Raw genomic sequence first — 12,542 nt, forward strand, 5'->3', positions numbered from 1 at the left:
CGGCCTTGTTCGAGCTCGTCCTGCGGGTCGGTTTCACGCTGCTCGTCGTCATGGGCCTGATGTGGCTGGCGGCACGGGTGGTGCGCCGGCCGCTGGGCAAGCGCGCGCACGGCGAGCTGGCGATCCTGAACCGGCAGCAGCTCACCCGGGGCGCGGCGGTCACCGTGGTGAAGGTGGCCGACCGCGCGATGATCCTCGGCGTCACCGATCAGCAGGTCAGCCTCCTCGGCGAGGCGGACCCGGCGCTGTTCGAGACACACGCGCACGAGACGCGCGACCACCTCGACCTGCCGGACGCGCACCCGGCCGGGGGCGGCGGCCGCCTGGACGGGTCGCTGCTGTCGCCGAAAACCTGGAGATCGACTGTCGATTTCCTCCGGGATCGGACCAGCCGCCGATGATCAAACGGGCATTCCTGCTGCTGTTCGCCGGCATCGGCCTGGCGCTGGTGCTGCTGCCCGGCGCCGCCTCGGCCGAGCCGGGCCGCGCGCCGGTCGCCCCGGAAGCCCCGGCCCCCGCCTACCACGCCCCGGCCTATCAGGCGCCCGCTTACCAGCCCCCGGCCTACCAGCCGCCCGCTTACCGTGCGCCCGAGCGGGTGCCGCAGGCGCCGGTGACCCCGCGGGCGCCGGGCCGGCCCACCCAGCCCAACATCAACCTGAACATCAACGGGACCAACCCGGACGGCAGCCGCCCGGCCACCTCGCTGATCATCATGATGGGCCTGACCGTCCTGTCGGTCGCGCCGGCCGTGCTGCTGCTCTGCACCTGCTTCACCAAGATCTTCATGGTGCTGGGGATCACCCGAAACGCGCTCGGCCTGACCAGCATGCCGCCGAACCAGGTGCTCGCCGGGCTGGCGCTGTTCCTGAGCCTGTTCATCATGGGCCCCACCGTGTCCGCGATGAACTCGCAGGGCGTTCAGCCCTACCTCAAGGGCGACAAGACGCAGGCGGTGGCCTTCAAGGACGGGGTCAAGCCGCTGCGCGACTTCATGTGGAAGACGACCCGTGAGGACGAGGTCGGCCTCATGGTCAAGCTGTCCGGGTCGGCGAAGCCGCGTAACAAAGACGACGTCGAGCTCACCACGCTGATCCCGGCCTTCGTGCTGTCCGAGCTGCGGGCCGCCTTCATCATCGGGTTCGTCATCTTCATCCCGTTCCTGCTGATCGACATGGTGGTATCCGCGTCGCTGATGTCGCTGGGCATGATGATGCTGCCTCCGGTGACCGTGGCACTCCCGTTCAAGCTGTTGCTGTTCGTGCTGGTCAACGGGTGGGGGCTGATCCTCACGGCGTTGGTGGCGTCGTACAAATGAACTGGAACATCCCGATCGCGGACCTTCTTGCCGTGATGCTGGGCGCGGCGCGTACGGGCGCCTTTTTGATGATCAGCCCACCGTTCAGCTCGCGGCTGATCCCCGGCACGGTCAAGGCGTTGCTGTCGGTGGGCCTGACCCTGCCGCTCGCGCCGTACCTCAAGGGCACGCTCCCGTCGCTGGAGACCTCGGATCTGATCGCCAGCGCCGCGCTGCAGGTCTTCGTCGGGGCCGGCCTGGGCTTCATCACGGCGATGCTGTTCGCGGCCCTGCAGGCGGCCGGCGACCTGCTCGACCTGTTCGGCGGCTTCACCCTGGCCATGGGGTACGACCCGCTGTCGCAGAACCAGAGCTCGGTGTTCGGCCGGTTCTACAACCTGGTGGCGGTCACGATTCTGTTCGCCAGCGAGGGCCACCAGCTGATCCTGCGCGGCTTCCTCCAGTCGTTCCGGACGCTGCCCCTGAACACGAGCTTCGACGTGCACACGTTCAGCCAGCTCCTGCTCAAGGGAGTGGGCGAGATGTTCCTGGCGGCGCTGCAGATAGCCGGACCGCTGGTCGCCGTCCTGTTTCTCACCGACGTCGCGTTCGGCCTGCTCAACCGTGTCGCACCGGCGCTCAACGCGTTCCAGCTCGGCTTCCCCGCCAAGATCATGCTGGTTCTGCTGCTCTCCGGCCTGGCCATCAACACCCTGCCCCAGGTGATCGAGACCCTGGTCGACAAGTCAGTCCGCGCCGTAGTCCAGCTCACCGGGGGGTGAGTCAATGTCGGGCGAAAAAACCGAACAACCTACACAGCAGAAGCTCAAGAAGGCCAAGCGGGAAGGCCAGATCGGGCGCACCCAGGACCTCGGCGCGTGGTTCGGCATGCTCGGCGCCAGCATCATGCTGCCGAAGACGCTCAGCTCGGCCCTGGATCACGCGCGTGAGCTGATGGCCCAGGTCCCGGACGTGATCAGCGATCCGGAGCCGGCTCAGGCGCTGGCCATCTGCAAGGAGGCCATGATGGCCGCGGCCTGGGCCGTGCTGCCGCTGTCCATGACGATGATGGCGATCGGGGTGGCGGCCGCCGGGGCGCAGGGCGGCATCCGGGTCGCCACCAAGCTGTTCATCCCGAAGTTCAGCCGGCTCAACCCGTTGCCCGGGATCAAGAAGATGCTCGGCCCGCAGTCCCTCTGGGAGGGCACGAAGGCCCTGGTCAAGACCGGGGTGCTGGCCGCCGTGCTGTACGCCACCACCAAGGACGTCATCCCGACCCTGATGAACGCCGGGCACCTGCCGCTCAACTCGCTGCTCGGCGTGGTCAAGGACGCCACGCTCGGCCTGATCCGCGCCGCCGCGGGCGCCGGCATCGTGATGGCCGCCGCCGATTACTTCGTGGTCCGCCGCCGCACCAACAAGCAGCTGCGGATGACCAAGGAAGAGGTCAAGCAGGAGCACAAGAACTCCGACGGTGATCCGCTGGTCAAGGCCCAGATCCGGGCCCGGCAGATGGCGATGGCCCGCAACCGGCAGATGACCGACATCCCGACCGCCGACGTGGTGCTGGTCAACCCGACGCACGTGGCCGTCGCGCTGCGCTACGAGCCGTCCAAGGGCGCTCCCCGGATCGTGGCCAAGGGGCAGGGCCCGATCGCCACCAAGATCCGCGAGCTGGCCGCCGAGCACCGCGTCCCGATGGTCCAGGACGTGCCGCTGGCCCGGGCCCTGCACTCCGGCTGCGAGGTGGGCGCGGAGGTCCCGGCCGAGTTCTTCGGCGCGGTGGCGAAGGTGCTGGCGTTCGTGATGAGTCTGAAGTCGCGCGGCTCTGCTGCCGGTTTGCACCGAAGCCCCAACTCCGCCCCAGCAGCCGCATAACCGAAGATTTAGGAGATTTCCTCACATCGGTCTTTTCGTCGGGGGATTATCGGGTCGGGAAGAGTCGCACTCCGCACACCGTCGATTACGGAAGGTGCCGTGAAGAACGCCAAGGTCAGCAGGCTTGCCGTGCCCGTCGGGGTCATCGGCATCATCATCATGATGGTCGTCCCGTTGCCGACCTTCCTGCTCGACATGCTCATCGCGCTGAACATCACGGCGGCGCTGCTGATTCTGCTGACCAGCATGTTCGTACAAAAGCCGCTGGATTTCTCGGTCTTTCCCGCCCTCCTGCTGGTGGCCACGCTGTTCCGGCTGGCGCTCAACATCAGCGCCACCCGGCTCGTGCTGCGCGACGGCGACGCCGGCAAGGTGATCCACGCCTTCGGCAGCTTCGTCGTCGGGGGCAGCCTGGTCATCGGCCTGGTGATCTTCGCGATCCTGGTCATCGTCCAGATGATCGTGGTGACCAAGGGTGCCGAGCGGGTCGCCGAGGTGGGTGCCCGGTTCACGCTCGACGCGATGCCCGGCAAGCAGATGGCCATCGACGCCGATCTCAACGCGGGCCTGATCGACGAGGCCGAGGCGAAGAAACGACGGGCCGAGGTCGGTGCCGAGGCCGAGTTCTACGGCGCGATGGACGGTGGCTCCAAGTTCGTCAAGGGCGACGCGATCGCGGCCATCATCATCACGCTGATCAACCTGCTCGGCGGCTTCGCGGTCGGCGTTCTGCAGGCGGGCATGTCGCCGGCCGACGCGATGAACCACTACAGCCTGCTGAGCATCGGCGACGGCCTGGTCTCCCAGGTGCCCGCGATCCTGCTCTCGGTCGCCACCGGTCTGATCGTGACCCGCTCGGCCACCTCCGGCGACATGGGTTCCAGCGTCACCGAGCAGCTCAGCCAGAGCAAGCTGGCGATGCGCATCGGGGGCGGCGCGGCCCTCGCGCTCTGCGTCATCCCGGGCCTGCCCAAGGTCCCGTTCCTGGTGGTCGGCGTCGCGGTGCTGGTGCTCGCGCAACGGATCAAGGACCCGGAACCGGAGGGCGAGGAGGTCGCGGCGGCCGAAGCGGTCGACATGCCGGCCCCCGACTCACCGGAACAACTGCTCGGCGAGATGCGGGTCGACCCGCTGGAACTCGCCCTATCCCCGGACCTGGTCGACCTGGTCGACGCCAGCAGCGGCGATCTGCTCGACCGGGTCCGCGCCCTCCGCCGCAAGATGGCCATGGAACTCGGCGTGATCATGCCGCCGGTGCGCACCCGCGACGACCTCGACCTGCCGCTTTCCTCGTACGCCATCCGGATCTCCGGCACCGACGCCGGGACCGGGGAGGCGCCGCCCGGCACCGTCCTGGCGATCGGCGACGGTTTGCAGGGGCTGCCCGGCCGAGCCGGGATCGAGCCCGTTTTCGGCCTGCCCGGCAAATGGGTGCCGGCCGAACTGCACTATCAGGCCGAACTGTCCGGTGCGACCGTCGTCGACCGGGCCAGCGTGATCATCACGCATCTGGCCGAGGTGGTTCGCACCAACGCGAGCCGGCTGCTCGGCCGTGAGGATGTGCGGGCGCTGACCGAGATGGTCAAGCGCACCCATCCGGTGGTCGTGGAGGAGCTCACCCCGTCCGTGCTCAGCCTCGGACAGATCCAGAAGGTGCTGCAGGCACTGCTGGACGAGGGTGTGCCGGTCCGCGACCTGGTACGCATATTCGAGGCGCTCTCCCTACGAGCGAAGGTCTCCCTGGACAACGACGGCCTGGTGGAGGCGGCCCGTGCCGCGCTCGGCCCGGCCATCGCCGCGCAGTACACCAGCGACGGCCGGCTCACGGTGATCACCCTCGACCCGATGCTCGAGCAACAACTGCTCGAATCGCTGCGGCCCAGTGAGACGGGCTCGTTCATGGCGATCGACGGCATGCGTGCCGAGGCGATCGTCAGCGAATCAGCCCGCCTGGCCGAGACCGCGGAACAGCAGGGCCTCTCGCCCGTGCTGGCCTGCTCTCCACAGCTGCGGCTCCCACTGATGCGACTGCTGCGTGCCGGTTCACGCCGGGTGCAGGTGCTGTCGTATGGCGAAATCTCTGGCTCCACAGCACAGATCGAAACGATTGGGGTGGTGAACGGTGCCTACGCGGGTGCTGCTTGAGGGACCGGCCATCGAGCCACTACTGGCTCAGGTACGCGATGAGTACGGCTCCCGTGTCCGGATCATCTCCGCCGACAAGGTCCGAAGCGGCGGCGTCGGGGGCTTCTTCGCGAAACAGCATTACGAGCTTTCCGTCGAGGTTCCGGACGAATCGACCGAGGACAGGAGCGACATGGCACAGCGATCGAACAGGGCCGACAACGGCCACACCCTGGAGCGGCTGCTGGAGCGAGCCGAGTCCCAGGACCGGATGGACGAGCCGAAGAAGACCGCCTCGCCGTCGTTCGGCACCGCGTCCCCGAAGAAGGTCGCGCCGGCCATGTTCGGCCGGGCCACCCGGGCCGCCGATGATGTGCCGCCCGAGAACGACTTCGGTGCCGACGTGAGCCGGTCGGCCGCGTTGAGTGACACCGGCGCGGCGTTCGCCGAGCTCATGGCGGGCCTGGACGCGTCCGGGCACACCGAGATCGAACGGCCCACCCCCAAGGTCAAGCCGCCGCGTGAGGAGGTGCCGACGGTGCGGCCGTTCCGTCCCGCCGCGGCGGCCGAGGCGCCGGTCAACCCGAAGCCGGCACAGGCCACCACGACGCCGCAGCCCACCCCGAAACCCACGCCACCACCGGCACCGCCTCCGCACGTCGCCGAGCACAGCCTGGCGGATCGGATCGGCGGGCTGTCGGACAGCGAGGTCGAGGTGGATCCGCCCAGCGCCGGACTGTCCGCCGCCGAGGCGTACGGGCTGAATCCGGAGCCGGTCTCGCCGGTCGGCGGGCGGCACGGCAGCGAGGTGACCGACAACGACCCGGTGGTGCGCAACCTCATGTCGGTGGGCATGCCGGAGTCGATGGCCGCCCAGATCACCGGCGGGGACACGTACGCGGGAGTGCTCAGCGTGCTCGCGGCGCGTCCCTCGGCACCGGGGATCCCGGACGGCCCGGGCGAGATCCTGGTGCTCGCCGGCGACCTCAACACCGGGGTGGCGATCGCCCGGCAGATGCTCGACCAGATCGGGGTGCCGGAGAATCATCTGCTGCTCGCGGCGTCGTCGCTGGCCGGCACCGGGCTGCACTCGTCGCGGCTGATCTCCACGCCGGACGTCGCGGCGGGCCGGGTCGACAAGCTGCACACCGCCGAGAACGCCTGGATCATCGTGATGGACGCCCCGGTCGGCGGCACCAACCCGCTCTGGGTGAACGAGATGTGTGACGCGCTCGGCGCCACCGCGCTCTGGGCCATCGTCGATGCCACCCGCAAGACCGCCGACACGGCCCGCCACCTGCGTACGCTCGGCGAGGTGGAGGCGCTGGTCGCGCACGGTGTGGAACTCACCGGCGACCCGGCCTCGGTGCTCGGGCTGGATCTGCCGATCTACTCGCTGGACGGCAAGCCTGCCACGCCGCACTCGTGGGCCGCGATGCTCTGCGCGCGGATCGCGTCCGACGTGATGCCGGTGGCGGCCGCGCCGCGGCGGGTGACCCGATCGGTGCGTCCGTGATTCGTCCGTCGGTCCTGTTGTTCGCGCTGGTGATCAGTGCTCCGGCGCTGTACCGCTATGTGTTCGACCAGCTCGACATCACCGACGTGCTGATCCGGTTCCTGATCGCGGTGCCGATCGCCGCCATCCTGGTGGCGGGCCTGCGGTTCGTCACGGCGGGCTACGGCCGGGCCGACGACGAGAAGCCGGCGACCACGGTGACACCGACACCGCTCGAAGAGAAGTAATGATCAACAGGTAGGGGAAGAACCTGTTGATCGCAGTGCTGGGCGAGTGAGTGCTAACCGTGGTGGTAGGCGGTGAGTGACCTGGTCACGGTGTAGCTCCGGTGGCGCGGTGGTGCCAGAGCTGAGGCGCGGCGAGCACGGCCCGGATCCGCGGATCGGCGAACGCGGCGCCTGTGGCGATCTGTTCGCGGTTGGGCCGTCCCGCTATGTGGACACCGTGGTCACATCGTGGATTTTTGTGAACCTTGGAGAGTTGCGCCCACATACGAGCCATAACTCTCCAAGGTTCACATTCGACCGGAAAAAGCTGCCGGGCGAAAGCCCCGTTACGTGACAAACATGCTCTCTACAATGGACGCTAGTCCCACATTGCGGGCGGTGGGTCCATGATGCGGGCGCGGGTCTCAGCAGGTGGTCGCCCGTCTCACGGAATGGAAGCGCGGCGCGGCCGCGCGCTGACCCCGCCCGTCCGGCGGCCTTGCCGATCCAGCATATTTCAGGAAATGTCGGATATGCGAGACGGAGTGTCGGGCGCTGGCGGACGGACGGCGATCAGATCGCTGATCGCGTGCGGCCACTGGTTCGCGTGCGGCCACTGGTTTGCGTGCGGCCACTGGTTTGCGTGCGGCCACTGGTTTGCGTGCGGCCACTGGTTTGCGTGCGGCCACTGGTTTGCGTGCGGCCACTGAGTCGGCTTAGGACTTACTCGTTTAGGCGCCGTGGCAAGGATTTGTCAGGCCTGGATGTCGATGCGGCCGCTGCCCGGGGCCGGGCGCCGCACGGTGGGAGCGGGCTCGGTGGTGGGGGCCGGGCCGGACGGGCCGGCGTTGCCGCGGGAGAGGCCGGGGTAGCCGCCGCCGAACTGCCGGGCCTGCTCCTGCTGGGCGTTGCCCTGCCGCAGGTCGAGGTTGCAGTTGCCGAAGCCGCTGTCCTGCAGCTCGCGCTTCAGGTCGGCCAGGGAGTCGCGCAGGGCCGCGTTGCCGGCGTCCGTGGTGCCGGTGAGCTGCAGGTTGATGTCACCGTTGCGGATCTCCGCGACCACCTGAACCGGGCCGAGGTCGACCGGGTGCAGATGCACCGTGAGGCGGTGGATGCCGTCCGCGTCCAACCGCAGCGGGATGATCCGCATCGCGACCTGGGCGGCCGCCGGGCTGGGCGGGGCCGCGGCCGGGGCGGGCGCGTCGGCGACCGGGGCGGTCGGGGCGGTCGCCTGTGGGCCGGAGACGCCGGCCAGGCCGGCCTGGCCCAGGGCGCCGGGGTTCGCGGTGCCGTCCGCGGCCACCGGCGCCGGCTTGGTGGGGTCGACCGGGCCGGCGGGTGCGGCGGTCGCCGGGGTTGTCGCCGTGCCGGCGGGGGTGACCGGTGGTGCCGTCGGGGGCGTTGTGGCGTCCGGCTGCGCGGGCGTGGCGTCGGCCGGGCGTGGGGTCGTGGCCGTGGTGGCCGTCGTGGAAGTAGTGGCTGTGGCGGGTGTCGTGGCGTCGGCGGCCGGTGTCGCGGTCTGGCCCGGGGTGGGGGTCGCGGCCTGGTCCGGGGCGGGTGTGGCCGGCGTGGTGGCGGCCGATCCGTCGGGAGGCGAAGCGGGGGTGCCGGTGGCTTCCGTGGCCTGCGCGAGTTGTGCGGCGAGAGCGGGTGGGAGGGGAGGTCCGCCGGCCTGGGCGGCAGTGTCCTGAGTGGCCGGCTGGTTCGCTTGTGGTGCCGGGCCGGTTGCCAGAGCCGATACCGGGGGTGCGGGAGGTGCGGCCTTGGACGGGGTGCCGTCGAGGGAGACACCGGAGACCGTCGGTGTGGCGGCAGCGCCCTGGCTCTGCTCGGCGGACGCCTGCGAGGTCATGGGTGCCACCGTGGGGACGGCGACCGGGGTCGGCGGGGCCGTGGGCGGTACCGCGGTCGGGGCGTCGGCGGAGGTGGTCTCGGTCGCGGCGTCCTTCTCGGTCGCGACCTTGTCCGTTTCGGAGCGTACGGCCTGGTCGTCGTCGGTCTGGTGGCCCGGCCGCCGGGTTCCGGTCTTCTCCGCGGCGTGCTTCTGACCGTCCGCCTTGTTCGCCGTGCCGGCCCGGTCGGACGCCGCCTTGTCGGATGCGGCCTTGTCGGAGGCTGCCCGGTCGGATGCGGCCTTGTCGGCCGCGCGATCGGCCGCCCGGTCGGCTTCGCGGTTGGTCGCCGCCCGGTTGATCGCGGCGCGGTCGGATGCCGCGCGGTCGGTCGCTGCGCGGTCGGATGCCGCGCGGTCGGATGCCGCGCGGTCGGTCGCTGCGCGGTTGGATGCGGCTTTCTCGGATGCCCGGTCGGTGGCGGCCCGGTTGGTGGCCGCGCGGTCGCTCGCGGCCCGGTCCGCTGCCGTGCGGTCGGCCGTTCGCTGGGCCGCCGCGCGATCCCCGGCCCGCTCGAACGCGGCCCGATCGGCGTCCGTCCGCCCCTGCTCGGCCCGCTGCGTGCCACGCTCCTCCTGGTCGCGGCCGGGCCGGCTCAGCTCCGCGTCCAACGCCGAGCCGAACTCGTCGCCGCCCTCGCCCTTGCGGTCCCCGCGGCGGCGAGCCGCTTCGGCCGCCGCCGTCCGGTCGGCGCCCGTCACGGAACTGGGCAACTTCATCCGGCTCTCCCCGCTCGTCGTTTGGAAAAAGCAGCTCAGCCACCGAGCGCGGCCAGCGCCTTGCGCACCTTCGGCACGTAGGCCTGCGTCTCGGCGAACGGCGGAATGCCTCCGTATTTGTGCACCGCCCCGCCGCCGGCGTTGTAGGCGGCCAGCGCCAGCGGCAGCGACTTGAACTCGCGCAGGTTGTGGGCGAGCAGCTTGGCGCCACCGTTGATGGCCTGCTCCGGGTCGAACGAGTCGCGCACCCCGAGCCCGCGCGCGGTCGACGGCATGAGCTGCATCAGCCCCTGCGCCCCCACCTTGCTCACCGCGTTCGGGTTGTAGCCCGACTCGACCTTCGCCACCGCCGCGAGCAGCTTGGGCGAGACGCCGTACTTCTGGCCGGCCTGGACGAACAGATCCGCGTACGGTACGCCGGACAGCGATCCGGTGCCGCTGAGCCCGGCCGGACGCACCACGGCCGCGGCGTTCTGGGCGGCGACCGCGCTGACGTCGTCCACCACCCGGCGGATGTGCGTCGGACGCTCGTACACCGACTCGATCTTGACGTGGTCGCCAGGCTTCGGCGCCGCGATCATCTTGTTGTTGCCGAGGTAGATCGCGACGTGGTCGACCGGCCGGTCGAAGGCCAGGATGTCGCCCGGCTTCGCATCGGCGAGGCTGGCGACCGGACGCCCGGCCTCGGCCTGCTGCCGGGCCAGCCGCGGAAGCTGGATCCCGAGGTCGGCGTAGGAGCGCTGCACAAAGGCCGAACAATCCAGCCCGCGGTCCGGGTCGGTGCTGCCGAAGACGTACGGCGTACCCAGGTACTTCTTCGCGGAGGTCACCACGTCGTTCCCGCTGACCGGGCCGTTGCCGCTGGTGGTGGTTCCGCCGGTGGCGTCCGCGAGTGCCGTGGCGAACGACGACTTGCCGGCGGCCGCGGTGGCGTCAGCCGGTGCCGTGGCCGGCGGGTTCAGGCCGAGCTGGCCGCGCAGCTCCTGGATGCGGTTCAGTACACCGTCGACGCCACTCACGCGTCACCTCCGGAGCCACCTCGGGCCGCGTTGCGGGCCTTGCTGCTCATCGAGATCTCGTCCAGGGCGCCCTGCTCCTTGCGCAGGTCGTGCGCCTTGACCAGTTCGGCGTGCCGTTCGGCCATCAGCTCCACGGCGCGGTGCCGCTTCGCGGCGTCGGCGAGTTCCGCCATCCGCTCGCGCTCGAGCGTCTCGGCGTCCTCGACCATGCGCTGGGCGTCCATCAGTCCGGCGGCCAGCGACTGCCGCGCGACCAGCGACGCGACCATGGCCCGGGCCGTGCCCTCGGTCGGTGCCTCGGCGCCGACCATGTCAAGTTTGCGGCGCTTGACCAGGGCCTCGGCGTCGCGGATCTCGGCGCGCGACTTGTTCAGGGCGCCACGGGCGGCGTCCTCCTGGGCCTTGCGGGCGCGCAGAACAGGACTGAGTCGAAAGAAGCGATTCAAAATTTCGGGCCTCCCAGCGCAGTTGGATTGGCCTTCACCCCTTCGCTTCGGCCCGGCAACCGTTCCGCTGAGCCTCTGCACCCGACTCGCAACTCTGTCTAGTGGCCGGGCGTGGCTGCCGCTATCAGGGCGTGCAGCTGGGCCCAGGCCTCGTCGGCGGTCACGCGCTCGTCCAGGCCCTGGCGGAGGAACGCGGTGATGTGCGGCCAGATCGCCGTCGCGCGGTCGGCGTCCGGGTTCGTGCCCGGGACGTACGCGCCGATCTCGACCAGCTCGCGCACCTCCCGGTGGGCGGCCATCAGCCGGCGCAGCTCGGTGGCGTCGGACCGCTGCTGCGCCGTCGTGATCTTGTTGGCCACCCGCGAGATCGAGTCGAGCGACTGGATGCTCGGGAAGTGCCCGGCCGTGGCCAGCTTGCGGTCCAGCACGATGTGCCCGTCCAGGATCGAGCGGGCGGCGTCGGCGATCGGCTCGTTGTGGTCGTCGCCCTCCACCAGCACCGTGTAGAGGCCGGTGATGCTGCCGCGAGCGCCCGGCCCGGCCCGCTCCAGCAACGAGGCGAGCATGGCGAAGACCGACGGCGGATAGCCGCGGGTGGCGGGCGGCTCGCCGACCGACAGCCCGACCTCGCGCTGCGCCATCGCCGCACGCGTCACGCTGTCCATCATGAGCAGCACGTCGGAACCCTCGTCCCGGTAGTACTCGGCGATCCGGGTGGCCACCGCGCCGGCCCGCAACCGCACCAGCGGCGGCGCGTCCGAGGTCGCGATCACCACGACGGACCGGGCCAGGCCTTCCTTGCCGAGGTCGTGCTCGATGAACTCGCGCACCTCCCGGCCGCGCTCACCGACCAGGGCGACCACGTTCAACTCCGCCGAGGTACCGCGGGTGATCATGCTCATCAGCGTCGACTTGCCGACGCCGGACCCGGCGAAGATGCCGATGCGCTGGCCCCGGCCGCATGGCACGAGCGTGTCGAGCACCCGGACGCCCAGGGGCATGGGCGCGTCGACCAGCTGCCGTTCCATCGCCGACGGTGGTGCCGCTTCGATCGAGACCAGCTCGCCGCGCAGCGGTGGCCCGCCGTCCATCGGCCGGCCGAGCCCGTCCAGGATGCGGCCGACCAGGTCGGGTCCGACCGCGACCCGCAGCGGTCCGCCGGTGCCCTCGACCGTGGTGCCCGAGCCGAGGCCGGCGATTGGGCCGAGCGGCAGGCAGGACAGCTTGTCCCCCTCGATCGCGGCCACCTCGGCGAACACCGCGTCCGGCCCGTCACCCATCCGCACCAGGTCGCCGACGCGCGCCTCCAGCCCGCTGACGGTGACCCGCAGCCCTACCGCCCCGACCACCTTGCCGCGGGTCAGGGGCCGGGCGGCGGACAGTGCTGCTCGCATCCGCTGTTGGAAGACGTCCGTCATGACCGACTGCACCGAGCGGCACTCGCT

Annotated in this window: 11 protein-coding genes; 7 read left to right on the forward strand and 4 right to left on the reverse strand. The window is 70.5% G+C overall.

The genetic code is table 11. From position 1 onward, the window contains the following. The first annotated feature begins 5 nt into the window (after window positions 1-5). The 7 genes from HH310_RS03110 (at window position 6) to HH310_RS03140 (ending at window position 7,042) form a co-directional block, all read left to right on the forward strand. A complete protein-coding gene (locus HH310_RS03110; RefSeq protein WP_169173856.1) occupies window positions 6-401 on the forward strand; it encodes a flagellar biosynthetic protein FliO in 396 nt (131 codons plus the stop codon). Continuing rightward, window positions 398-1,318 (forward strand): flagellar type III secretion system pore protein FliP, encoded by a 921-nt coding sequence (gene fliP, locus HH310_RS03115; RefSeq protein ID WP_169173857.1) that lies wholly within the window; start codon window positions 398-400, stop codon window positions 1,316-1,318. Before HH310_RS03110 ends, fliP begins: the two co-directional genes overlap by 4 nt. Next, window positions 1,315-2,079 (forward strand): flagellar biosynthetic protein FliR, encoded by a 765-nt coding sequence (fliR, locus tag HH310_RS03120; protein WP_169173858.1) that lies wholly within the window; start codon window positions 1,315-1,317, stop codon window positions 2,077-2,079. The genes fliP and fliR overlap by 4 nt, the downstream gene beginning before the upstream one ends. A gap of 4 nt (window positions 2,080-2,083) precedes the next feature. Next, a complete protein-coding gene (locus HH310_RS03125) occupies window positions 2,084-3,175 on the forward strand; it encodes a flagellar biosynthesis protein FlhB (protein ID WP_169173859.1) in 1,092 nt (363 codons plus the stop codon). A 99-nt stretch (window positions 3,176-3,274) separates the two neighbouring features. Continuing rightward, a complete protein-coding gene (flhA, locus tag HH310_RS03130) occupies window positions 3,275-5,320 on the forward strand; it encodes a flagellar biosynthesis protein FlhA (protein ID WP_169173860.1) in 2,046 nt (681 codons plus the stop codon). Next, on the forward strand, window positions 5,298-6,815 hold the full coding sequence (locus HH310_RS03135) for a hypothetical protein (RefSeq protein ID WP_312033794.1): 1,518 nt from the start codon (window positions 5,298-5,300) through the stop codon (window positions 6,813-6,815). Before flhA ends, HH310_RS03135 begins: the two co-directional genes overlap by 23 nt. Continuing rightward, on the forward strand, window positions 6,812-7,042 hold the full coding sequence (locus HH310_RS03140; RefSeq protein ID WP_169173861.1) for a hypothetical protein: 231 nt from the start codon (window positions 6,812-6,814) through the stop codon (window positions 7,040-7,042). The genes HH310_RS03135 and HH310_RS03140 overlap by 4 nt, the downstream gene beginning before the upstream one ends. A gap of 733 nt (window positions 7,043-7,775) precedes the next feature. Here the strand turns inward: HH310_RS03140 and HH310_RS03145 are convergent. The 4 genes from HH310_RS03145 to HH310_RS03160 form a co-directional block, all read right to left on the reverse strand. Further along, window positions 7,776-9,632 carry a flagellar hook-length control protein FliK gene (locus HH310_RS03145; RefSeq protein ID WP_169173862.1) on the reverse strand — a complete coding sequence of 619 codons (1,857 nt, stop codon included), beginning with the start codon at window positions 9,630-9,632 and terminating at the stop codon, window positions 7,776-7,778. A 35-nt stretch (window positions 9,633-9,667) separates the two neighbouring features. Continuing rightward, the gene (locus tag HH310_RS03150) at window positions 9,668-10,651 is read right to left on the reverse strand and encodes a transglycosylase SLT domain-containing protein (RefSeq protein ID WP_169173863.1); all 984 of its coding nucleotides are present in this window, start codon (window positions 10,649-10,651) and stop codon (window positions 9,668-9,670) included. Next, entirely contained in the window at window positions 10,648-11,097 is a 450-nt protein-coding gene (locus tag HH310_RS03155; RefSeq protein WP_169173864.1) for a flagellar export protein FliJ, read from the reverse strand. The genes HH310_RS03150 and HH310_RS03155 overlap by 4 nt, the downstream gene beginning before the upstream one ends. A 98-nt stretch (window positions 11,098-11,195) precedes the next feature. After that, complete coding sequence (locus tag HH310_RS03160) at window positions 11,196-12,515, reverse strand: FliI/YscN family ATPase (protein ID WP_169173865.1); 1,320 nt, start codon at window positions 12,513-12,515, stop codon at window positions 11,196-11,198. Window positions 12,516-12,542 lie beyond the last annotated feature (27 nt).

It is taken from the genome of Actinoplanes sp. TBRC 11911, from assembly GCF_012933445.1.
In the GTDB taxonomy this organism is placed as follows: domain Bacteria; phylum Actinomycetota; class Actinomycetes; order Mycobacteriales; family Micromonosporaceae; genus Actinoplanes.